Raw genomic sequence first — 20,743 nt, 5'->3', positions numbered from 1 at the left:
ACATCGACTGCGGGCACCTTGTCCAGCGCGTGTTTCCAAGTGGGGGTGCGATCTTTGTCGATGATCTGCGCGCGCACGCCTTCGATAAAGTCGCCATGTTCCATGATGCGGTGGCTGACGCGGTATTCCAGCTCCAGCGCCTTGCGGATGTCCAGAGAGGGGCTGCGCAGGCGATGGATCATTTCCAGCGTAGCGGCCATCGACAGGGGCGAGTTGCGCTGCAAAGTCTTGAGGGCTTTGGCGGCAAATTCGCTGTCCGATGCGCGCAAGGTGTTGAGGATATCTTGCAGCGCCTCACCAGCGAAGAGGGCGTTGATGTCGTCCTCGGGCAGGGTGCTTTCGGGGGGCGTTGCCGGGATCAGGACGGAGGGTTTGCCGGTGGTGGCCAGCGCGTTTTTCAACTCGGGCCAGTCGGCCTCGGGGATGAACATATCGGCAAAGCCCGCGCGGATCGCCTCGGCAGGGCCCATGCGCGCGCCGGTCAGGCCAAAATATTCACCCAAGCGACCGGGCGCGAGGGCAAGCCGATAGGTGCCGCCGACATCCGGCACAAAGCCGATGCCGCATTCGGGCATGGCGATCTGGGTGGACTCGCCCACGATGCGGTGGCTGACATGGCCGCCAAGCCCAACGCCGCCGCCCATGACAAACCCATGCAGGAAGCTGACGATGGGTTTGGGATATTCGGCCAGTTTGGTATTCAGGCGGTATTCTTCGCGCCAGAAGCTGCGGGGTGTGTCATAGTCGCCCGCCTTACCAGCGTTGTACATGGCGGCAATATCGCCGCCCGCGCAGAAGGCCCGTTCGCCTGTCGCGTCGAGGATGATGAGGTGCACAGCCGGATCATCGCGCCATGCGTCCAGCGCCTGTTCGATGGCGGTGCACATGTCGTGGTTCAGCGCATTGAGCGCCTGCGGGCGGGTCAGGGTGATGTGGCCTGCGCGGCCATTGATGCGGATTTGGACGTCGGGGTTTGTCATGGGCTTAGGTCTCGCTTTGGGCGGGCCGAGGCCGGGGGCGCTGCCCCCGGACCCCCGGGAATATTTTTGGTCAGAAAATACCAGGGACGGGGCGCGTTAGCGGCCGACCATGGTGCGGGCGACGATCAGGCGCATGATTTCATTGGTGCCTTCGAGGATCTGGTGCACGCGGAGATCGCGGTGCAGTTTTTCGATCCCGTAATCGGCCAGATAGCCGTAGCCGCCGTGCAGTTGCAGGCATTGGTCGACGATCTTGCTGCCCGCTTCGGTCACGAACTTCTTGGCCATGGCGCAGAATTTGGTGGCGTCCGGCGCGCCGGTGTCCAGCTTCCATGCGGCTTGGCGCAGGAAGGTGCGGGCGGCTTGCAGCTCGATCTCCATATCCGCCAGACGGAATTGCAGGGCTTGGAACTGGTCGATGGATTTGCCGAAGGCTTTGCGCTCGGACATGTATTGAAGCGTCAGGTTCAGCGCGGTTTGCGCCGCGCCCAGCGAGCAGGCCGAGATATTGAGGCGGCCGCCGTCGAGGCCGGCCATGGCATATTTAAAGCCTGCGCCTTCTTCGCCGATCAGGTTGTCATGGGAGACCACGCAATCGTCGAATTGCACTTGGCGCGTGGGTTGCGATTTCCAGCCCATCTTATCCTCAAGCCCGCCAAAGGACAGGCCCGCCGTGCCATCGTCCACGATCACGGTCGAGATGCCGCGCGGGCTGTCATCGCCGGTGCGGACCATGGTGACATAAGCATCGGAATAGCCGCCGCCCGAGATGAAGGCCTTGGTGCCGTTCAGGTTATAGCCCTCATTCGTGCGCTCGGCGCGGGTTTTGAGGGCGGCTGCGTCCGATCCGCTGCCGGGTTCCGTCAGGCAGTAGCTGAGCACGGTGTCCATCGTCAGGACTTTGGGCAGGTAGCGATCCTTGAGGTCTTGGCTGGCGAAGGTGTCGATCATCTTGGCGCACATATTGTGGATCGACAGGAAGGCCGCGACCGACGGGCAGGCCATCGACAGCGCCTCAAACACCAGCGTGGCATCGAGGCGGCCAAGGCCCGCGCCGCCCGATTCCTCGGACACGTAAAGCCCGCCAAAGCCAAGTGCGCCCACTTCGGGCCAGAGTTCCTTGGGAATGGTGCCTGCGGCCTCCCATGCTTTGGCGTTGGGGGCGATGCGGTCTTGGCCGAACGCGTGAGCCATATCGAAGATGGCGGTTTGTTCCTCGGTCAGCGCGAAATCCATCGGTGTCTCCTCCCTCGGCAGATTTAATGAACGGCTGTTTAATTACGGATTGTTGCAGGAGTTTTGCAACCGTGCAATCGGAAAAGCCGACCAATCGGTCAGAGATCGGCGTGGAATTCCTCGATCAGTTGCGACACGACCGCGCGCATAGCGCTATCATGGTCTTGGGCCCCTGCGGCGGCAGCCCGTTGGCGTTGGCTTGAGGTGCCTTCAATCGCGATGGCGCGAGCGTTTTCCACCTCGCGCAGACAGCGCAGAACGCCCGCGTCTTCCTCGATCAACTCGATCATTTCGTCAATCAATTCTGGGAAGGGCACGATGGCGCCGCGGCCGAAATCGATCAGGCCCTCGGTGGTGCCATAGCGTTGTGCGCGCCAGCGGTTTTCGCCGATCAGGAAATTCTCATAGATCCGCCAGCGTTGGTTGCGCACGCGCAGCCGCCACAGCATTCGCAACAGGCATTGGTTTAGCGCCGCCAGCGAGAGCGCGTGCTCCATGCGCGGGCTGACATCCATGATGCGGGTTTCCAGCGTTGGAAAGCGCGAGGACGGGCGCAGATCCCACCAGATTTTCGAGCTGTCCTCGATCACGCCCAGATCGACCAGCGCGGCGACTGAGCGTTCATACTCCTGCCAGTTGTCAAACTGTGGGGGCAGGCCGGTGCGGGGCAGGTTGTCGAAGACGGAAATGCGGTACGAGGCCATGCCGGTGTCTTGCCCCTGCCAGAACGGCGACGAGGTGCTAAGTGCCAGTAGATGCGGCAGGAAATAGGACATCTGCCGCATCAGATCGGCGCGCAGCGGGTCATCGCCTAGGCCCACATGCACATGCATCCCGCAGATCAGCATCCGCCGCACCACGCCGCCCAGATCATGGGCCAGCGTGTTGTAGCGGTCTTTGTCGGTGTGGCGTTGCAGCTTCCAATCGGCGGCGGGGTGGCAACTGGCAGCGATGGGGGCAAGGTTGAACGCCTTGGCGTGTTTGGCCACCGTCGCCCGCAGGCGGCGCAGATCTTCGCGCGCGGCGGCGATATCGGTGCAGACCTTGGTGCCGATCTCGATCTGGCATTGCAGAAATTCTGGACTGACCTGGCCTTGCAACTCAGTCGCGCAAGCCTCCATCAGCCCGTCCGGGGCCTCGGCCAGCATCAGGCTATCAAGATCGACCAGAAGGTATTCTTCTTCGATGCCAAGCGTGAAATCAGGTTCTGTCATGGGTATGCCCTCCACTCAGGTATTTGAGCGATCCGGGCGGGACAACGCAAGCTTTGAAGTTAGTCGGCGTCGACCAAAGCGGTGAAGGTCACGGCGTCAACCCCAAGGAATTGCAGGCAATCTTCCTCGGTGCGGAACACGCGGGCCACAATGCCCGAGATGCCGTCCCATGATTTCAGGATCATTTCCGACATGCCCAGCGATATGTCGTTCGGCGCATGATAGGCGATTAGGGTCTGGCCCTTGTCGCTTAGGAAAATGTCGAGCTTGCGGGCCTGCATTTCCATCAATTGGGGAAAATTATGTTCGACTTCGGTGACTTCGGACAGGTCAACCAGTTGCTTTTGGCCGGGGACATAGCTGGGGTCTTGCAGGTATTGGCCCAAGGCTCGACCGGTTTCTTCCATCCGGGCAAAGCCCGAATAGCGGACAAAAACGACCCCTTGTTGGGGGATGATCTTATAATCGACCGGCACGTATCACTCCAAGCAAAATGCGCCCGGCGGGAACCGGGCGCATTTAAAATTACCAAATTCAGAGCAATCAGTCCATTGCCTTGAAGTTGAATTCGCCACCTTCTTTGATGCCCGAGAACCAACGCGCCGTGACGGTTTTGGTTTTCGTGTAGAACCGGAAGGCATCAGGGCCGTATTGGTTCAGATCGCCGAAGGCCGATTTCTTCCAGCCGCCGAAGGTGTGGTAGGACAGCGGCACCGGGATCGGGAAGTTGATGCCGACCATGCCAACGTTCACGCGGTGCGCAAAGTCGCGGGCGGTGTCGCCATCGGCGGTGTAGATCGCCGTGCCGTTGCCATAGGGGTTGTCCATGGTCAGCTTCAGCGCCTCTTCGTAGTTGTCGGTGCGCACCTGGCTCAGGACCGGGCCAAAGATTTCTTCTTTGTAGATGTCCATGTCCGGGGTCACGTTGTCGAACAGGGTCGGGCCGACGAAGAAGCCGCTCTCATAGCCTTGCAGGCTGAAGTCGCGGCCATCGCGCACCAGCGTTGCGCCTTGATCCACGCCCGAGGTGATCAGCGCTTTGATCCGCTCTTGCGATTGCTTGGTGATGACGGGGCCGTAGTCCACGTCGTCGCCCGCGGTGTAGGGGCCGACTTTCAGCTTTTCGATGCGCGGAATCAGCTTTTCGATCAGCGTATCGGCGGTTTCCTTGCCGACCGGAACCGCGACCGAGATCGCCATGCAGCGTTCGCCAGCCGCGCCATAGCTGGCACCGACCAGCGCATCGGCGGCCTTGTCCATGTCTGCGTCGGGCATGATGATCATGTGGTTCTTGGCACCGCCAAAGCACTGAGCGCGCTTGCCGTTCGCCGCCGCTCGGCCATAGATATACTGCGCGATCGGGGTCGAGCCGACAAAGCCAACCGCTTGGATGGTGTCGTTGTCCAGCAGCGCGTCGACGGCCTCTTTGTCGCCGTTCACCACTTGCAGAACGCCCTCGGGCAGACCGGCTTCGGTGATCAGTTCAGCCAGACGCAGCGCGGTCGAGGGGCAACGCTCGGACGGCTTGAGGATCATGGCGTTGCCGGCGGAAATGGCGGGCGCCATTTTCCACAGCGGGATCATCGCGGGGAAGTTGAACGGTGTGATGCCCGCAACCACGCCCAGCGGCTGACGCATGGAATAAAGGTCAATGCCGGGGCCGCCGTCGTCGGTGAATTCACCTTTCAGCAGGCTCGGCGCGCCCATGCAGACCTCAACCACTTCGAGGCCACGCTGCACATCGCCGCGCGCGTCGGGCAGGGTTTTGCCGTGTTCACGGCTGACCAGCTCGGCCAGTTCGTCCATGTGTTCGTTGATCAGCTGACCGAACTTCATCATCACGCGGGCGCGGCGCTGCGGGTTGGTGGCACCCCATGCGACCTGAGCCTCAGCGGCTTTGGCGATGATGTCGTTGATTTCTTCGACCGTGGCCAGCGGCACCTTGGCCTGAACTTCGCCGGTGGCGGGGTTCATGACATCGGTAAACCGGCCCGAGGTGCCTTTGACGCGGGCACCGTTCACAAAATGCGAGAGTTCTTCCATGGTTCACTCCTCCGTAAGAATTGCGCGTTGCGGGCAGATTAGTCTTGCAAAAATGCTGCGAAAACAGGCAAGTTTCCATTGTTGTTTTGCAATAATGCAAAGGTGTGCCGATGGACAGTTGGGATGACATGCGGATTTTCCTGGCCGTGGCGCGGGGCGAAAGCCTTAGCGCGGCGGGGCGGGTGTTGCGGATGGACCCGGCCACGGTCGGGCGGCGCGTTGCCCGGCTGGAACAGGGGCTCGGCACGCCGCTATTCGCCAAGTCTCCGCAGGGTTATGCGCTGACGGATGCGGGCGCGCGGTTGCAGGGCCACGCCGAGGAGGCCGAGCAGGCCATGCAAGCGGCGGGCGAAGCCGTGGCAGGGACGACCGAAGGGCTATCGGGGCAGATCCGCATCGGTGCGCCGGATGGTTGCGCAAATTTCCTATTGCCACAGGTCTGCGCCCGCATCATCGCCGATAACCCAGACCTAGAGGTGCAGATCGTCGCCTTGCCGCGCGTGGTGAACCTGTCCAAGCGCGAAGCTGACATGGCGATCGCGGTTTCGGCACCAACGGCGGGGCGGCTGACTGTACAGAAACTAACCGATTACCGGCTGCATCTGGCTGCAACGCGCCAGTACCTGGACACCCATCCGCCAATCAATCGAATCGAGGATTTGGCTGGGCACAAGGTTGTCGGCTACATCCCGGATATGATTTTTGACAAGGAACTGGACTATCTGGCCGACCTTGGGGTGGAGCATGTGTCGCTGGCGTCCAATTCGGTCGCGGTGCAGTTTCACTGGCTCCGGCAGGGGGTTGGAATAGGAATCGTTCATGACTTTGCCCTGCCCATGGCCCCGGATCTGGTGCGGGTTCTGCCTGATGAGGTGTCTTTGACCCGGTCTTTTTATCTCGTTCGACACTCGGATGACCGTCGTTTGGAACGTTTGAACCGGTTTGCTGAGACTTTGGTCGGGGAAATACGCGCAGAAACTGCAAGACTTGAATGTCTTGCTTGACAGAATGTCGCGCCGCGGATGACGCTGGGGTATGCAAATCGAGAAAAGAGGAGGTTCACGATGCAAGTACTGCAAATCCTCAAATCCAAGGCCGACGACGGTGTTGTCACCGTGCCGCCGGGGACGCTGATTTCAGAAGTGGCGAAAATCTTAGCAGAGCGGCGGATCGGGACGGTGGTCATTTCACCGGACGGCGGTGATACGGCAGCGGGGATTTTGTCGGAACGCGACATTGTCCGCGAACTGGCGCGGCGCGGCGGCAGCTGTCTGACGGCGACGGTGGAAACCTTTATGACGTCCAAACTGGTGACTTGCACCCGCGCGGACAATGCCGATGACATTCTGTCGAAGATGACCGAAGGCCGGTTCCGCCATATGCCCGTGGTCGAAGATGGCAAGTTGGTTGGCCTGATCACCCTTGGTGACGTGGTCAAAGCACGGCTTGGACAGCTCGCCATGGAGAATTCGGCGCTGGAAGGCATGATTATGGGCCACTGATGGCCGGGCGATGCGGCAGGGGTTGCCCTTGCCGCATCGCAGAAAAATCTGGGTTATTACGTTAAATGGGTTGCATTTGCCCGCGCAATAATGTTGCGTCCCTCTAGGCTGACCAAAAGGAGGGGTCTGATGCGCATTGGTCTTTATCCCGGAACGTTCGATCCAATAACATTGGGTCATATCGACATTATCCGGCGGGCCTCGGCATTGGTGGACCGCTTGGTGATCGGGGTTGCGATCAACCGTGACAAAGGCCCGCTATTCGGGCTGGAAGAACGGGTCGCGATGATCGAATCTGAATGTGCAAGCTTGTCAGAACAGACCGGCACCGAGATCATCGCTCATCCTTTCGAAAACCTGTTGATCGATTGCGCGCGCGATGTGAACGCGCAGGTGATCGTGCGCGGCCTGCGGGCCGTCGCGGATTTCGAGTATGAATTTCAAATGGTTGGTATGAACCGGGCGCTGGATGACAGTATTGAAACGGTGTTTCTGATGGCAGAAGCCCGCCATCAGGCAATCGCGTCAAAACTGGTGAAAGAGATTTCCCGGCTTGGCGGCGACGTTAGCAAATTTGTAACGCCGCGCGTCAATACCGCCCTGAAAGAGCGGTTTGGGCAGACCTGATTAGGCGCCGTAAACCGCTTTGCGGGCAAGCTGTTCTTCGCGGCCAAGGATCTCAAGATCGGTCTTGATCGACATCGGCAGGGACTTCAGCTCGCTCAGGGTGCGGGAATACTGACGGTGGCGTGCGATGCGGGCGCGGAGCGTTTCGACAATCTGCATGGTCAACTCCTGGTGTCATGCGTTTCTGATAGCCCTAACATAGATATGCTGCGACGCAGAAAGTAGATGGGGTTTTGCGATTGCCGCGTTGCAGAAAATGCATGGCCCACTGAAATGCAATAAGCCCCGGCACAATGGCCGGGGCTTTTGTTTTGGTTGGGCAGGGGGCAGGTTACAGGAACTTGCCCATCGCAACGGCGGTGTCCGCCATCCGGTTCGAGAAGCCCCATTCATTGTCGTACCACGTCAGGATACGCACCATCGACCCGTCCATGACCTTGGTCTGATCGGTCGCAAAGATCGACGAATGCGGATCGTGGTTGAAATCCTGGCTGACCAGCTTTTCATCGGTGACGCCGAGAATGCATTTCAGCGGGCCGTTTGCGGCGGCGCGGATGGCTTCGTTCACTTCCTCGGCGGTGGTGTCGCGCGCGGCTTCGAAGGTCAGGTCAACCACCGACACGTTCGGGGTTGGCACGCGAATGGCCACGCCGTCCAGCTTGCCGTTCAGTTCGGGCAGCACCAGACCTACGGCCTTGGCGGCGCCGGTCGAGGTGGGGATCATCGACAGGGCTGCGGCGCGGGCGCGGTACAGATCCTTGTGCATCGTGTCCAGCGTCGGCTGGTCGCCGGTGTAGCTGTGGATGGTGGTCATGAAGCCGCGCTTGATGCCGATGGTGTCGTTCAGAACTTTGGCCACCGGCGACAGGCAGTTCGTGGTGCAGGACGCGTTGGATACGATCAGGTCATCAGCGGTCAGGGTGTTGTGATTCACGCCGTAGACGATGGTTTTGTCTGCATCGGTGCCGGGGGCCGAGATCAACACGCGTTTTGCACCGGTTTCCAGATGCGGCAGGCATTTTTCGCGCGAGGTGAAAATGCCGGTGCATTCCAGAATGACGTCAACATCGCCCCAGGGCAGCTCGGCGGGGTTGCGGATGGCGGTCACTTCGATCGGGCCGCGGCCTACGTCGATTGTGTTGCCATCGACCTTCACCTCGGCCGGGAAGCGGCCATGCACGCTGTCGTAGCGCAGCAGGTGGGCGTTGGTTTCCACTGGTCCCAGATCGTTGATGGCAACGACCGAGATATCGGTCCGTCCGCTTTCGATGATGGCGCGCAGCACATTGCGTCCGATCCGGCCAAATCCGTTGATGGCGACCTTGACTGTCATTGGGCTCTCCCTCCGGGAAATCGGGATGAATCTTGTTACCGCTAACAATCAAATGGTAGCGCTAAAGTCAAGCGTAAGTCCGGGGCCTGCACGGTCAATTCATCAAATTCTGCGGGGGAAGGTTTCCGATCAGCGCCAGAAGGCCAGCCATTCGATCAGGTCGAACAGGCGCTTGCCCAGAAAAATCGCGTGATCGTTGCCGTAGATCATATGATCCACTGTCAGGGCGGCCACGATGGCGATGCCAAGGACAAGGGCAATGCGATTGGTCATTGGGGGGCGGCTCCGGTCTGTCTGGCCTTGTGATGGCAGGTTTCGGCGGCCAAGTCACCTTGGATGTGCCGTATGCCGGAAGGGTAGAATGCAAAAGGCCCGCCGATATGGCAGGCCTTGGGCAATTTCCGGGTGGGCGCAGCTTAGTGCATCAAGCGGCCCATTGCAGCGGCAACATCGGCCATACGTGCCGAGAAGCCCCATTCGTTGTCGTACCATGCCAGCACGCGCACCAGACGGCCGCCGGTGACTTTGGTCTGGTCGGGGGCGAAGATCGACGATTGCGTGGTGTGGTTGAAGTCGATGGAAACCTTGGGCTCGGGGTCATAACCCAGAACCATGCCCATGCGACCTGCGGCGGCTTCGGCGACCACTTCGTTCACGTCAGCAACGGTGACTTCTTTGCTGGCGTAGAAGGTCAGGTCCACAGCCGAGACGTTCGGGGTGGGAACGCGCACGGCGGACCCGTCCAGCTTGCCCTTCAGGTTCGGCAGCACTTCGCCCAGAGCCTTTGCAGCGCCGGTCGAGGTGGGGATCATCGCCATGGCTGCGGCGCGGGCGCGGTACAGATCTTTGTGGCGACGGTCCAGCGTCGGCTGGTCGCCGGTGTAGCTGTGGATGGTGGTCATGATGCCGGATTCGATGCCGATGGCTTCGTCCAGAACTTTGGCCAGCGGAGCAAGGCAGTTGGTGGTGCACGACCCGTTCGAGATCATACGCTCATCCGCCAGCATATCGCGGTGGTTCACGCCATAGACGACGGTGCGATCAACGTTCTTTGCAGGAGCAGAGATCAGAACTTTTTTCGCGCCGCGATCCAGGTGGGCGTTTGCCTTCAGACCGTCGTTGAAGTTGCCGGTGCATTCCAGAACAACATCGCAGCCATCCCAATCCAGTTCGTTCAATTCGTAGGTCGACATCACGTCAATCGGGCCACGGCCCAGATCAAGCGAGTTTTCCTTGACGGTGACGTTGCCACCGAAGCGGCCATGCACGCTGTCGTACCGCAGCAGGTGCGCGTGGGTTTCAAGCGGGCCGGGGGCGTTGATCTTGACGACCTGAACGTCGTTGCGCGCGCTTTCCGCAATATGTGCCAGCGTGCAGCGGCCAATGCGGCCAAATCCGTTGATACCTACCGTGACAGTCATGGCTCTGCTCTCCTGCATGTCCGAGTTGGACACTACATAGGCGCGCATTGTGTTTGGAAAAAGGAAAAAAATGTGTTCTGCCAGCATGTTAGCGATAAACCTGTGTCACATTTGGCTGGTGGCGCTAACGGTCGGGCAGGGTTTGCGGTAACGTTTTCGCAAACGCAGAAAAATGCCCAGAATCAGTTAGCGCAGACAAGGTGGCGTTGAAGATTTCGCCCGATGGGCTAGGGTTTGGGCGCGACAGGCAAGGAGACGAAGATGAGCGGATTGCTGGCATTGCTGGATGATGTGGCGGGAATCGCCAAGATTGCGGCGGCCTCGGTGGATGATGTGATGGGGCAGGCGGTTAAGGCCGGGTCCAAGGCGGCTGGCGCGGTGATCGACGATGCGGCTGTTGCGCCGAAATACGTCCAAGGCTTCGAGGCCAAGCGCGAATTGCCGATCATCTGGAAAATCGCGCGCGGCTCGATCATCAACAAACTGGTTTTTCTGCTGCCTGTGGGTTTGCTGCTGGCCAATTTTGCGCCGTGGCTGATTGCGCCGCTGTTGATGCTGGGCGGGGCGTACCTATGCTTTGAAGGGGCTGAAAAAGTGGCCCATGTGCTTGGCCCGCATGGCGACCATGACGGCGGGCCTGACGGAAGCCATGACATCGGCGACCCCGCGCACCTAGAAGAACAAAAGGTCCAAGGGGCCATCAAGACCGATTTCATCCTGTCGGCTGAGATCATGACGATTTCGCTCGCGGCCATTCCCCAAAGCACCTTCTGGATGGAGGCGGCGACGCTGGCGGCGGTTGCGGTGCTGATTACGGTTGTTGTCTATGGTTCGGTCGCGCTGATCGTGAAGTTGGATGACATTGGCCTGTGGCTGGCACGAGTTGGACGCTTGGGGATCACGCGCGGCATTGGCCGGGGAATCGTCAAAGCGATGCCGGTGCTGATGCGCCTGCTGACGATCATCGGAACGGCGGCGATGATCTGGGTTGGGGGGTCGATCATTGTGCACGGGTTGGCCGAACTGGGCTGGCATGTGCCGGAACATATCATCCACGACGCAGCTGTTTTTGTCGGTCAAAAAGTCCCAGAAAGCCTGATGGGCGCAGCCGAATGGATCACCACTGCCGCACTGGACGGGGTTCTGGGGTTGGTGCTCGGGTTCATTTTGATACCAATTGGCACCAAGATCATCGCCCCGATCTGGGCGGGCATTTTTGGCAAAAAAGCCGCAGCCGATCATTGATCTGTTGCAAGATGACTACTCTTTAAATTGAAGTGCCCCCTTGTGGGGCACTTTTTATGGTCTGACGTTGACTGGCGTCAATCATCGGCAAATGACCGCACTGCGACCAATTTTAAGGAGTTTGAGGTGCGGAATTTAGCAGTTGCATTGATTGTAGCCAGCATGGGCCTATCAGCTTGTTCAGATGCGCAAAAATCGACTGAGGTGGGAGTCAATTATGTCCCGTCTTCGAAATACCAAGGGCTGAACTGTTCGCAGCTTCGCGAAGAAGACCGCCGTCTGCGGGCCAGCATTGAAGATCTGACCACCAAAGTGGACAAATCCTATAAGCACGACAAGAACATGGAAGCCGTGACCTGGATTCTGTTCTGGCCGGCTGTTTTCGCCATGGATGGCAATGATGCCGAAGCCACGCGCCTTGCAACGGCCAAGGGCGAAGCGGATGCGTTGCACACCGCGATGCAGAACAAGAAATGCCGGATGTGAGTTAACACACTCAGGCAAAAGAAAAGGGGCCCGTTTGGGCCCCTTTTTGATTGGGTGACAGGTGCCTTACAGGCCGGTGTCTTCGCCCGACAGCAGCGCGCGCACTTTGGCGGCCGTTGCCTCGGCGGTGATGCCGAACTTGACATACAGCTCTTCTGCCGGGGCGGATGCGCCAAAGCCGTCCATGCCGATGAACCCGGCTTTCTTGCGGTTGCCGTTTTCACCACACAGCCAGCGATCCCAGCCCATGCGGCCAGCAGCTTCGACCGCAACGCGGACGGGGCCTGCGGGCAGAACGCGGCGGCGGGTGGCTTCGTCCTGTTCTTCGAACAGCTCCCAGCAGGGCATCGACACGACGCGGGTGCCAATGCCTTCGGCCTGTAGCAGGTCGCGGGCTTGCAGCGCGATTTCCACTTCCGAGCCGGTGGCGATGAGGATCGCCTGACGCTTGCCGTCGGCTTCGGCCAGAACATAGGCGCCTTGGGCGGTCATGTTCTTGGTTTTGTGTTCAGTCCGTACAGTCGGCAGGTTTTGACGGGTCAGCGACAAAACCGACGGCGTGGTCTTGGAGCTGAACGCGATTTCCCAGGCTTCGGCGGTTTCCACCAGATCGGCGGGACGGAACACATAGGTGTTCGGGGTCGCGCGGCTAATGGCCAGATGTTCCACCGGCTGGTGAGTCGGGCCATCTTCGCCAAGGCCGATGCTGTCGTGGGTCATAACGAACACGGTCGGGATCTGTTGCAGCGCGGCCAGACGCATGGCCGGGCGGGCATAGTCGGTAAAGCACATGAACGTGCCGCCATAGGGGCGGATGCCGCCATGCAGCGCCATACCGTTCATGGCAGCGGCCATGCCATGTTCGCGAATGCCCCAATAGACGTAACGGCCCTTGCGGTTGGTTTCGTCGAACACACCCAGACCGCCTGTCTTGGTGTTGTTCGAACCGGTCAAGTCAGCCGAGCCGCCGAAGGTTTCGGGCATGATCGGGTTGACGACTTCCAGCACCATTTCCGATGCCTTGCGGGTCGCGACCTTGGGCTTGTCTTCCGAGGCTTGTTTCTTCAGCGCTTTGATCACGGCGCTCAGCTTGGTCGGCACATCGCGGTCCATCACGCGGCCAAACAGCTTTTGGCGGGCGGTGGACAGTTTGTCGTGACGGTCCTGCCATTCGGCGCGGTCCGCGGCACCACGGCTGCCAATCGCTTCCCAAGCCGACTTGATGTCAGCGGGGATGTCAAAAGGCGCAGCGGTCCAGCCCCAGGCCTGTTTGGCGGCGGCGTTCTGGTCGCCGTTGGTCAGCGCGCCATGGCCCTTGGAGGTGTCCTGCGCGGCGTGGCCGAGGGCGATATGCGTTTTGCACGCGATCATCGACGGCTTGGAGGCTTTCTTGGCCCCGGCAATCGCTTCGTCGATGGCAACCGGATCGTGGCCGTCGATTTCCTGCACATGCCAGCCCGATGCCTTGAAGCGGCTGATCTGGTCGGTGCGGTCCGACAGATCAACGGTGCCGTCGATGGTGATGTTGTTGTTGTCCCACAGGACGATCAGCTTGCCCAGCTTCTGGCGGCCCGCGATGCCGATCGCCTCTTGGCTGACGCCTTCCATCAGGCAGCCGTCACCGGCGATCACATAGGTGTGGTGATCGACGACGTTCTTGCCGAACTGACCGCGCAGCGTTTCTTCGGCCATGGCAAAGCCAACCGCCATCGAGACGCCCTGACCCAGCGGGCCGGTGGTGGTTTCAATCGCCTTGGCCAGGAAGTTTTCCGGGTGGCCTGCGGTCTTCGCGCCCATCTGGCGGAAGTTCTTGACCTGATCGAGCGTGATCTCGGCGTCCCCGGTCAGATACAGCAGCGCATATAGCAGCATCGAGCCGTGACCGGCCGACAGGATGAAGCGATCGCGGTCCGCCCATTCGGGGGCTGCGGCATCAAACTTCATGTGCTTTTCAAACAGGACCGTGGCAACGTCAGCCATGCCGATCGGCATGCCCGAGTGGCCAGAATTCGCCTGCGCCACAGCGTCAAGCGCCAGAGCGCGGATTGCGGCGGCTTTGTTCCAGTGTTCGGGATGCGCGGTGCGCAGCTCTTGGATATCCACGGGACAACGTTCCTTTTATCCGGGGTGTTAGCGATGACGCTCATACCAGCGTCGCGGCGAAGTGCAAGTATGCAGAATTTTGTCAGTCACGCCTTATCTTAAGCTCGCCTTGTAACCTACTGAGGTTAAAGGGGGGCGCAATTTTCGGCCATGCTTGATAGAATTTTTGCAAAGAACGGCCTGAATGATTCGCTTTGGCGGGGATTCAAGGCGCCAAACGTGGCAAAGGGGCAATCGATGACCGATATCGTTGAGCTGGAGCAGCGCATCACCACTGCGCTTGACCGGATTGGCCGTGGGCTTGAGGCGGTGCAAAGCGCGACACCTGCGATAGATCCCGGCGAAGTAGAGGCACTGAAATCAGCGCTGGATGAAGAACGCACCGCAAATGCCCAGTTGGAAGAGCGGGTCAAAGCCATTCGCGAAAAGCAGGAACAACAGGTCAATGCCCTGCAATCGGAACTGGCGGCGGTGCGGGCTGAATTGGGCATGCTGCACGGCACGTTTCAAACACTTGATGATCGTATGTCATTGCTTCTAAAGAAGAATGCCGCTTTGGCCGAAAACAACGCCGCCCTGCGCGAAGCGGCGGAAGCCGGTGTTGCGGATGCGGCGGCGATCAACACATCGCTCCAGACAGAGCTTGAGGCCCTGCGCGCCGCGCGCGAAGCCGATCAGGCAAGTCTTGAAGCGGCGCTGGCCGTTCTGGAACCTTTGGCCGAGGCGGCACAATGATCTATCAAAACGGAGGCGGGCATGCCTGAGGTCGAAATCAACATCGGTGGGCGCAGTTTCGAAGTGGCCTGCCAAGAGGGTGAAGAGCATTTTCTGCTGGCAGCTGCCAAGATGCTCGACAACGAAGCCAGTGCCGTTGTCGGCCAGATTGGCCGCGTTCCCGAGGGACGGATGTTGTTGATGTCGGGGCTGATGCTGGCCGATAAAACCGCCGGTCTTGAGGATAAAATGCGCGAACTAGAGGATCGGGTTGCCGTTCTTCAGAATGAACTGAGCGAGATGCGCGAAAAACCGCCGGAGCGTGTTGAGGTGCCGGTTCTGCCTGCGGGGGTGACCGACACGATGGCCGAAATCGCCGCACGGGCCGAAGCCTTAGCCGCCGCCATCGAAGAACGCGCCAGCGGAAATTAACAAAAAACGCCCCGTGCCATAGGCCGGGGCGTTTTGTTTTGGATCTGGGACAGATCAGCCGTTGGCTTCGCGGATCTTGTCAGCGGCTTCTTTGTTGTAGCCGACGCCATTGGTCTCAAACAAAGTGTCCAACTCGCCCGACAGGGTCATCTCGGTGATGATGTCGCAGCCGCCGACGAATTCGCCTTTGACGTAAAGCTGCGGGATGGTCGGCCAGTCGGAATAGTCCTTGATGCCCTGACGAATGCCTTCGTCGGCCAGAACGTTCACGTCTTTGTAGTCAACGCCCATGTAGTTCAGAACACCGGCGACACGGCTGGAAAAACCGCACTGCGGCATTTCCTTGGTGCCTTTCATGTACAGCACCACGTCATTGGCTTTGACGGTTTCGTCGATTTGGGTTTTCGCGTCAGTCATTTTCTTTGTCCTTCCGGCGCTCCAGCCGTTCCTTGTTGACCCGGATATAAGGGGTCAGCTTGACATATCCAATCAGGGTACAATCGCGATTGCGCCCATATGTGTTCGATCACTCGGGGGCTTTGGTGGTCAGCGCCAATGCATGCAACGCGCCTGCGGGGCCATCCATCGCGCCTTTCAGCGCGGCATAAACGGCCCGCTGCTGTTGGACGCGGTTCTTGCCACGGAAGCTTTCGTCAATGACCATGGCGGCGAAATGTTGGCCATCGTCGCCCTGAACCTCAATCTGAGCATCGGGAAAGCTGGCCCGAATGAGCTGTTCAATGTCCTGCGCCTGCATCGCCATATTGCGTGTCTCCGTTTTGGTTTAACTGGAAATCTAAGCCGATGCAGTGGGCGCTGCAAGGGGCAGTCATGGCCGCAGCAGTTGGGGAAAGGCGCGTAGTGCCGATTTGATCTGGTCCGGCAGCGGCCCGGTGGCAAGTGCCTTTGCAGTTGCCGGTGTCAAAGGTTCCATCATCGGTGCGGCAAGGTCCGATATTTTGCGGGCGTCATCTTCGGGCAGGCGCGGCAGGATGACGGCCAGCAAGGCCAGCATTTGGTGCAGCGTGCGCAGATCGCGGAACGCGTCCATCATCGGGGCAATCAGGCGCGGGTCGTCTTGCCAGTCGGCCCCGTCAAAAAGTTCCTGTGTGACGCGTTGACCCGCGCCTTGGCAGTCATAGGCGGTGCATCCGCCAAAACCGCGTGCATCCAGATCGGCATGGATGCGGCACAGGTGGCCATCCAGATTGGGGCAGGGCACGCCTGCCGGTTTGTCGATGGCAAAGCGGGTGCCCTTGTCGATGGCCAGCCCAATACAGCACAGCGCCGCGCAATTCGCGCAATCGCCTTTGACCGCATAAGCGTGTTCAGACATGGGGCACCAGATACGGAACAGATAAAAAGGGCGACCCGTAGGCCGCCCTGAATTTCTTAGGCAAAGGTGTCCGCGAAGGTGCCGCGGTAGATCGTTTTGAGATCCGCCATTGGCGCCTCGGTGCTGCCAACCTTGAAGGCATCGCCGGTGAATTTGCCCACCGATTTGATCGAAACGCCGGCTTTCGCGGCTTCCGTCATCAGCGCCTCGGCCTGATCGAAGTTGCAGGCGATCAGGTAGCGGGCCTGATCTTCGCCAAAGAGTGTTGCGGTGTCTGCATCATCCAAAGCGACCCCAACGTTCGAGGCTTCGGCCATTTCAAAGGCGGCCATGATCAGACCGCCGTCAGACAGGTCAGTACAGGCGCGGATCAGGTCACGCTGGGCGCGGATGAAGTCACCGTTGCGGCGCTCGGCGTCCAGATCGACATGGGGCGCATCGCCGTCTTCGCGGTTGAACACCTCGGCCAGCAGGGCCGATTGGCCCAGATGGCCGGCGGTGTCACCCACGAGAAGGGCGACATGGCCTTCGCGGGCGGTACCGATGATCGGGGTTTCGTCGGCGGCCACCAGGCCCACCGCACCAATAGTCGGCGTCGGCAGGATCGGCGTGCCATCGGTTTCGTTGTAAAGCGAGACGTTGCCCGACACGATCGGCATATCCAGCGCAAGGCAGGCTTGGCCGATCCCGTCCAGAGCGCCCACGAACTGGCCCATGATCTGCGGCTTTTCGGGATTGCCGAAGTTCAGGTTGTCGGTGGTGGCCAGCGGCTTGGCACCCACGGCGGTCAGGTTGCGATAGGCTTCGGCCACGGCCTGCTTGCCGCCCTCAACCGGGTTGGCCCGCACATAGCGCGGCGTCACGTCCGACGTGAAGGCCAGCATCTTGCCGGTTCCGTGCACGCGGATCAGGCCAGCGCCGAAACCGGGGTTGCGGACCGTGTCGCCCATCACCATCGAGTCATACTGTTCATAGACCCACTGACGTGCGCAGTAGTTCACGGACCCGATCAGCGCCTTCAGCCCGTCAATCGGGTCGATGCCCGGCACGTCGGCCATGTCTGCCACGGCTTCGGTCGGAACCCACGGGCGGTCATATTCAGGGGCCGAAGAGGCCAGTTTCGACAGGGGCAGGTCGGCCATGCAGGTGCCATTGTGCATGATCAAAAAGCGGTCTTCGGAGATCGTCTCGCCCACGATGGCGAAATCCAGATCCCATTTTTCGAACACGGCGCGGGCCTCGGCCTCTTTCGCCGGGTCGAGGACCATCAGCATGCGTTCCTGGCTTTCGGACAGCATCATTTCATAGGCTGTCATATTGGCTTCGCGCTGGGGGACGTTTTCCAGATCAAGGCGAATGCCCAGTTGGCCCTTATCGCCCATTTCCACCGCCGAGCAGGTCAGGCCCGCCGCGCCCATATCCTGGATCGAGATCACAGCGCCAGTCTGCATCAGTTCCAGCGTGGCTTCCATCAGGCGCTTTTCGGTGAAGGGGTCGCCAACCTGAACGGTGGGACGCTTTTCTTCGATCGTTTCGTCAAATTCGGCCGAGGCCATGGTCGCGCCGCCAACGCCGTCACGGCCAGTTTTCGCGCCAAGGTACACGACCGGACGACCAACGCCCGAGGCGGCCGAGTAGAAGATTTTGTCGGCATCGGCCAGACCCGCCGCGAAGGCGTTGACCAGACAGTTGCCATTGTAAGCTGGGTGGAAGCGCACTTCGCCGCCCACGGTCGGAACGCCGAAGCAGTTGCCATAGCCGCCCACGCCTTCGACCACGCCATGCACCAGTTGGCGGGTCTTGTGGTGGTCTTTTTCGCCAAAGCTCAGCGCGTTCATCGCTGCGATGGGACGTGCGCCCATGGTGAACACGTCGCGCAGAATGCCGCCAACGCCGGTTGCCGCACCCTGATAGGGTTCGATGTAGGACGGGTGGTTGTGGCTTTCCATTTTGAAGACCACGGCCTGACCATCGCCAATATCGACCACGCCCGCGTTTTCGCCGGGGCCGCAAATGACCTGCGGGCCGGTGGTCGGCAGTTTCTTCAGGTGGATCTTCGAGGACTTATAAGAACAGTGTTCGTTCCACATGGCCGAGAAGATGCCCAGCTCGGTAAAGCTCGGCTCTCGGTTCAGAATGCGCAGGATCTCGGCATATTCATCGGGGCTGATGCCATGGGAAGCGATCAGGTCTTCGGTGATGGCGGGCTCTTGCACTTGCATGGGCGTGTCCTCAGGCTTGGAATTGCGCTCCGTTTAGGGCAACTGCTGGCCAAGGACAATGGTGCGTTGCGGTGGGGCCTAGCTTTTCGAAAGCACTTCGGGATCTCGTACCGGGACACCGCCCACAAAGAAGGGCGCGCCGGACGTGTTGCCGCGCAGCTTTGCCATCAAGCCGCGACTGATGACACCAAAGCCGACCTTGGCAAAGCCGTGCTGCTTGATCGGCGAAAGCGCGGATTTGGTCATGACTTGCGGTGGGTTACTGCCAAAGGCGGTATTTCCCGCAGGCAGCACATATCCGGCAAAGGGGATCTTTGTGGTTTTCAACGTGTTGGCGATAGGCGTGTTGCAGCACCCGGCATACCAGCGGAAAATTCCATCGGGTCGATGCATGAACATCTTAACGGTATCGAAACCTGCCTCAAATGTAATGTCCGAGGGCATAGCCTGATAAATCGTCGTGCCGCCCGCCGAGTCCAATGTGGTTTGCGATCCAAGATGGGTCGCGGCGTTTTGGCAATCGGTGCAATAGCAAATTAGCGCGGTGCCGGGCGTATCGGACTTGATGGACCATTTGGTTTGGCCGCAATCGCATTGAAATTTGTGGGACATGAAGTGCTCCGAATCTGAGGCGCAGACGAAAATGCGCTTGTGCGACCCTGTGATATCACGGGCGTTTGGCAGGTCGGAGGGGGAGAAAGAAAAAAGGCCGAGCACAAAGCTCGGCCGAAGTCCAACAGGGAGGTATGAAGATGATGCGCAAATGCGCGTTTCATCGTTCGAAAGCTGAATTAATGTTCAGTTCCGAGTCGATCAAGGTTTTATATGCCGCAGGTGCATCATGTCCGCTATGCATCTAATGCATGGCTAAGGATTATTCTTCGCCCATTGCCCTCAATTGGCGGCGATGGGCGAAAATCTCATCCTGGACAAAATCGCGAAATGCCTGAATTCGTTTGGATTGTCGCAATTCTTCGGGATAGGCCAAGAACACCGGCACCTCGACGCTTTCGACCTCGGGCAGAACGCGGACCACGGTGGGGAAGTCCTCAATGATGTAATCCGGCAACACTCCAATCCCGAGGTTGTGGATCACGGCCTGCAACACGCCAAAGTAGTTGTTGACGGTCAGCGTTGATCGAACGTCGTAGGTCATCAATTCTTGGATCAAGTTCAGACCAGCCCCGACCTGCGCCGAAGACGGGCTTTGACATATCAGACGATGTGTCGACAGATCTTCAAGCTTTTCAGGCTCACCATTCTTGGCCAGATATTCGGGGGAGGCATACAGGCGCATGCGCACCGACATCAGGCGCTTGCGGATCAGGTCTGCTTGGCTTGGTTCTTTCATGCGGATGGCAACGTCGGCCTCTCGCATGGGAAGGTCCAAAACCCGTTCTTCCAACATCAGGTCAATGCGGATGTCGGGGTATTTTTCGTAGAACTTGGGCAGGCGCGGCGCCAGCCAGAGCGAGCCGAACCCCGCCGTGGTGGTCACACGCAATTCGCCAAACACCTCTTCTTCGCTGTCGCGAATACGGGCGGTGGCGGCATCAATCCGTTTGAGCATCGACGAGGTGGCGTCGAACAGCAGTTCCCCCTGTTCGGTGAGAATCAGTCCCCGTGCGTGACGGTGAAACAGCGTGGTGTTCAGTGACTCTTCCAGTGCGCGGATTTGGCGTGAGACAGCAGATTGCGACAAATGCAGCGCTTCGCCCGCATGTGTCAGGCTGCCGGCATCGGCAACCGCGTGAAAGATTCTTAGCTTATCCCAGTCCATGGCGTACACTTTGCAAATTTCGTACCTTGTCTACAGACATCTGTGAAAACTTTAAGAAGATTTCAGCTT

The 20,743-nt window shown here is 59.6% G+C and carries 22 protein-coding genes and 1 pseudogene; 7 read left to right on the top strand and 16 right to left on the bottom strand.

What is annotated here, in order from left to right:
• Positions 1-29: 29 nt before the first annotated feature.
• The 5 genes and pseudogenes from PRI8871_RS20175 to PRI8871_RS12785 form a co-directional block, all read right to left on the bottom strand.
• Positions 30-980 (bottom strand): annotated as a pseudogene (locus tag PRI8871_RS20175) (enoyl-CoA hydratase/isomerase family protein); the annotation flags it as partial.
• Positions 981-1,076: 96 nt separating this feature from the next.
• Positions 1,077-2,216: an acyl-CoA dehydrogenase family protein gene (locus PRI8871_RS12800; RefSeq protein WP_108886627.1), complete on the bottom strand. Its 1,140-nt coding sequence runs from the start codon at positions 2,214-2,216 to the stop codon at positions 1,077-1,079.
• A gap of 98 nt (positions 2,217-2,314) precedes the next feature.
• The gene (locus tag PRI8871_RS12795) at positions 2,315-3,430 is read right to left on the bottom strand and encodes a carboxylate-amine ligase (protein WP_108886626.1); all 1,116 of its coding nucleotides are present in this window, start codon (positions 3,428-3,430) and stop codon (positions 2,315-2,317) included.
• Positions 3,431-3,489: 59 nt separating this feature from the next.
• Complete coding sequence (locus PRI8871_RS12790; protein WP_108886625.1) at positions 3,490-3,906, bottom strand: hypothetical protein; 417 nt, start codon at positions 3,904-3,906, stop codon at positions 3,490-3,492.
• Positions 3,907-3,973: 67 nt separating this feature from the next.
• Positions 3,974-5,473 (bottom strand): CoA-acylating methylmalonate-semialdehyde dehydrogenase, encoded by a 1,500-nt coding sequence (locus PRI8871_RS12785; protein WP_108886624.1) that lies wholly within the window; start codon positions 5,471-5,473, stop codon positions 3,974-3,976.
• A 110-nt stretch (positions 5,474-5,583) separates the two neighbouring features.
• Between PRI8871_RS12785 and PRI8871_RS12780 the strand changes: the two genes are divergently transcribed.
• The 3 genes from PRI8871_RS12780 (at position 5,584) to coaD (ending at position 7,602) form a co-directional block, all read left to right on the top strand.
• Entirely contained in the window at positions 5,584-6,477 is an 894-nt protein-coding gene (locus PRI8871_RS12780; RefSeq protein WP_108886623.1) for a LysR family transcriptional regulator, read from the top strand.
• A gap of 60 nt (positions 6,478-6,537) precedes the next feature.
• Positions 6,538-6,975, top strand: a complete 438-nt coding sequence (locus PRI8871_RS12775; protein WP_108886622.1) for a CBS domain-containing protein — start codon at positions 6,538-6,540, stop codon at positions 6,973-6,975.
• Positions 6,976-7,104: 129 nt separating this feature from the next.
• The gene (gene coaD / locus PRI8871_RS12770; RefSeq protein WP_108886621.1) at positions 7,105-7,602 is read left to right on the top strand and encodes a pantetheine-phosphate adenylyltransferase; all 498 of its coding nucleotides are present in this window, start codon (positions 7,105-7,107) and stop codon (positions 7,600-7,602) included.
• On the opposite strand, the gene PRI8871_RS12765 is transcribed toward coaD, so the two are convergent.
• The 4 genes from PRI8871_RS12765 to gap (PRI8871_RS12755) form a co-directional block, all read right to left on the bottom strand.
• On the bottom strand, positions 7,603-7,761 hold the full coding sequence (locus tag PRI8871_RS12765; protein ID WP_245897861.1) for a glyceraldehyde-3-phosphate dehydrogenase: 159 nt from the start codon (positions 7,759-7,761) through the stop codon (positions 7,603-7,605).
• Between the two features lie 172 nt (positions 7,762-7,933).
• Positions 7,934-8,935 (bottom strand): type I glyceraldehyde-3-phosphate dehydrogenase, encoded by a 1,002-nt coding sequence (gene gap / locus PRI8871_RS12760; protein ID WP_108886620.1) that lies wholly within the window; start codon positions 8,933-8,935, stop codon positions 7,934-7,936.
• A 129-nt stretch (positions 8,936-9,064) separates the two neighbouring features.
• A complete protein-coding gene (locus tag PRI8871_RS19615; protein WP_181389462.1) occupies positions 9,065-9,208 on the bottom strand; it encodes a hypothetical protein in 144 nt (47 codons plus the stop codon).
• A 143-nt stretch (positions 9,209-9,351) separates the two neighbouring features.
• A complete protein-coding gene (gene gap / locus PRI8871_RS12755; RefSeq protein ID WP_108886619.1) occupies positions 9,352-10,356 on the bottom strand; it encodes a type I glyceraldehyde-3-phosphate dehydrogenase in 1,005 nt (334 codons plus the stop codon).
• A gap of 261 nt (positions 10,357-10,617) precedes the next feature.
• Between gap (PRI8871_RS12755) and PRI8871_RS12750 the strand changes: the two genes are divergently transcribed.
• Both PRI8871_RS12750 and PRI8871_RS12745 read left to right on the top strand, forming a co-directional pair.
• Positions 10,618-11,601 carry a DUF808 domain-containing protein gene (locus tag PRI8871_RS12750; protein ID WP_108886618.1) on the top strand — a complete coding sequence of 328 codons (984 nt, stop codon included), beginning with the start codon at positions 10,618-10,620 and terminating at the stop codon, positions 11,599-11,601.
• Between the two features lie 204 nt (positions 11,602-11,805).
• Entirely contained in the window at positions 11,806-12,087 is a 282-nt protein-coding gene (locus tag PRI8871_RS12745) for a hypothetical protein (protein WP_146188686.1), read from the top strand.
• Between the two features lie 66 nt (positions 12,088-12,153).
• Here the strand turns inward: PRI8871_RS12745 and tkt are convergent, their stop codons facing one another.
• Entirely contained in the window at positions 12,154-14,190 is a 2,037-nt protein-coding gene (gene tkt, locus PRI8871_RS12740) for a transketolase (RefSeq protein WP_108886616.1), read from the bottom strand.
• A gap of 237 nt (positions 14,191-14,427) precedes the next feature.
• Here tkt and PRI8871_RS12735 point away from each other — a divergent pair, with 237 nt between their 5' ends.
• Both PRI8871_RS12735 and PRI8871_RS12730 read left to right on the top strand, forming a co-directional pair.
• Positions 14,428-14,925, top strand: coding sequence for a hypothetical protein (locus tag PRI8871_RS12735; protein WP_146188685.1), 498 nt, complete (start codon positions 14,428-14,430; stop codon positions 14,923-14,925).
• Between the two features lie 21 nt (positions 14,926-14,946).
• Positions 14,947-15,336: a cell division protein ZapA gene (locus PRI8871_RS12730; RefSeq protein ID WP_108886614.1), complete on the top strand. Its 390-nt coding sequence runs from the start codon at positions 14,947-14,949 to the stop codon at positions 15,334-15,336.
• Positions 15,337-15,390: 54 nt separating this feature from the next.
• Here the strand turns inward: PRI8871_RS12730 and grxD are convergent, their stop codons facing one another.
• The 6 genes from grxD to PRI8871_RS12700 form a co-directional block, all read right to left on the bottom strand.
• On the bottom strand, positions 15,391-15,753 hold the full coding sequence (grxD, locus tag PRI8871_RS12725) for a Grx4 family monothiol glutaredoxin (protein ID WP_108886613.1): 363 nt from the start codon (positions 15,751-15,753) through the stop codon (positions 15,391-15,393).
• 109 nt (positions 15,754-15,862) lie between these two features.
• Positions 15,863-16,099, bottom strand: a complete 237-nt coding sequence (locus PRI8871_RS12720) for a BolA family protein (RefSeq protein WP_108886612.1) — start codon at positions 16,097-16,099, stop codon at positions 15,863-15,865.
• Between the two features lie 66 nt (positions 16,100-16,165).
• Positions 16,166-16,672, bottom strand: coding sequence for a hypothetical protein (locus PRI8871_RS12715; protein WP_108886611.1), 507 nt, complete (start codon positions 16,670-16,672; stop codon positions 16,166-16,168).
• 56 nt (positions 16,673-16,728) lie between these two features.
• Positions 16,729-18,888, bottom strand: coding sequence for a phosphoribosylformylglycinamidine synthase subunit PurL (gene purL, locus PRI8871_RS12710; protein WP_108886797.1), 2,160 nt, complete (start codon positions 18,886-18,888; stop codon positions 16,729-16,731).
• 84 nt (positions 18,889-18,972) lie between these two features.
• Positions 18,973-19,506: a DUF6151 family protein gene (locus PRI8871_RS12705; RefSeq protein WP_108886610.1), complete on the bottom strand. Its 534-nt coding sequence runs from the start codon at positions 19,504-19,506 to the stop codon at positions 18,973-18,975.
• A 262-nt stretch (positions 19,507-19,768) separates the two neighbouring features.
• On the bottom strand, positions 19,769-20,674 hold the full coding sequence (locus tag PRI8871_RS12700; RefSeq protein WP_108886609.1) for a LysR family transcriptional regulator: 906 nt from the start codon (positions 20,672-20,674) through the stop codon (positions 19,769-19,771).
• Positions 20,675-20,743: the final 69 nt, after the last annotated feature.

It is taken from the genome of Pseudoprimorskyibacter insulae, from assembly GCF_900302505.1.
Lineage (GTDB): Bacteria > Pseudomonadota > Alphaproteobacteria > Rhodobacterales > Rhodobacteraceae > Pseudoprimorskyibacter > Pseudoprimorskyibacter insulae.
The sequence above is the reverse complement of the archived record's forward strand: the minus strand, read 5'-3'. Positions and strand labels throughout refer to the sequence as shown.

Bases quoted from the DNA above. Each gene is read 5' to 3' on its own strand.
- PRI8871_RS12800 (WP_108886627.1), bottom strand. From the start codon at position 2,216: ATGGATTTCGCGCTGACCGAGGAACAAACCGCCATCTTCGATATGGCT.
- PRI8871_RS12795 (WP_108886626.1), bottom strand. From the start codon at position 3,430: ATGACAGAACCTGATTTCACGCTTGGCATCGAAGAAGAATACCTTCTG.
- PRI8871_RS12785 (WP_108886624.1), bottom strand. From the start codon at position 5,473: ATGGAAGAACTCTCGCATTTTGTGAACGGTGCCCGCGTCAAAGGCACC.
- PRI8871_RS12780 (WP_108886623.1), top strand. From the start codon at position 5,584: ATGGACAGTTGGGATGACATGCGGATTTTCCTGGCCGTGGCGCGGGGC.
- PRI8871_RS12775 (WP_108886622.1), top strand. From the start codon at position 6,538: ATGCAAGTACTGCAAATCCTCAAATCCAAGGCCGACGACGGTGTTGTC.
- coaD (WP_108886621.1), top strand. From the start codon at position 7,105: ATGCGCATTGGTCTTTATCCCGGAACGTTCGATCCAATAACATTGGGT.
- PRI8871_RS12765 (WP_245897861.1), bottom strand. From the start codon at position 7,761: ATGCAGATTGTCGAAACGCTCCGCGCCCGCATCGCACGCCACCGTCAG.
- gap (WP_108886620.1), bottom strand. From the start codon at position 8,935: ATGACAGTCAAGGTCGCCATCAACGGATTTGGCCGGATCGGACGCAAT.
- PRI8871_RS19615 (WP_181389462.1), bottom strand. From the start codon at position 9,208: ATGACCAATCGCATTGCCCTTGTCCTTGGCATCGCCATCGTGGCCGCC.
- gap (WP_108886619.1), bottom strand. From the start codon at position 10,356: ATGACTGTCACGGTAGGTATCAACGGATTTGGCCGCATTGGCCGCTGC.
- PRI8871_RS12750 (WP_108886618.1), top strand. From the start codon at position 10,618: ATGAGCGGATTGCTGGCATTGCTGGATGATGTGGCGGGAATCGCCAAG.
- PRI8871_RS12735 (WP_146188685.1), top strand. From the start codon at position 14,428: ATGACCGATATCGTTGAGCTGGAGCAGCGCATCACCACTGCGCTTGAC.
- PRI8871_RS12730 (WP_108886614.1), top strand. From the start codon at position 14,947: ATGCCTGAGGTCGAAATCAACATCGGTGGGCGCAGTTTCGAAGTGGCC.
- grxD (WP_108886613.1), bottom strand. From the start codon at position 15,753: ATGACTGACGCGAAAACCCAAATCGACGAAACCGTCAAAGCCAATGAC.
- PRI8871_RS12720 (WP_108886612.1), bottom strand. From the start codon at position 16,099: ATGGCGATGCAGGCGCAGGACATTGAACAGCTCATTCGGGCCAGCTTT.
- PRI8871_RS12715 (WP_108886611.1), bottom strand. From the start codon at position 16,672: ATGTCTGAACACGCTTATGCGGTCAAAGGCGATTGCGCGAATTGCGCG.
- PRI8871_RS12705 (WP_108886610.1), bottom strand. From the start codon at position 19,506: ATGTCCCACAAATTTCAATGCGATTGCGGCCAAACCAAATGGTCCATC.
- PRI8871_RS12700 (WP_108886609.1), bottom strand. From the start codon at position 20,674: ATGGACTGGGATAAGCTAAGAATCTTTCACGCGGTTGCCGATGCCGGC.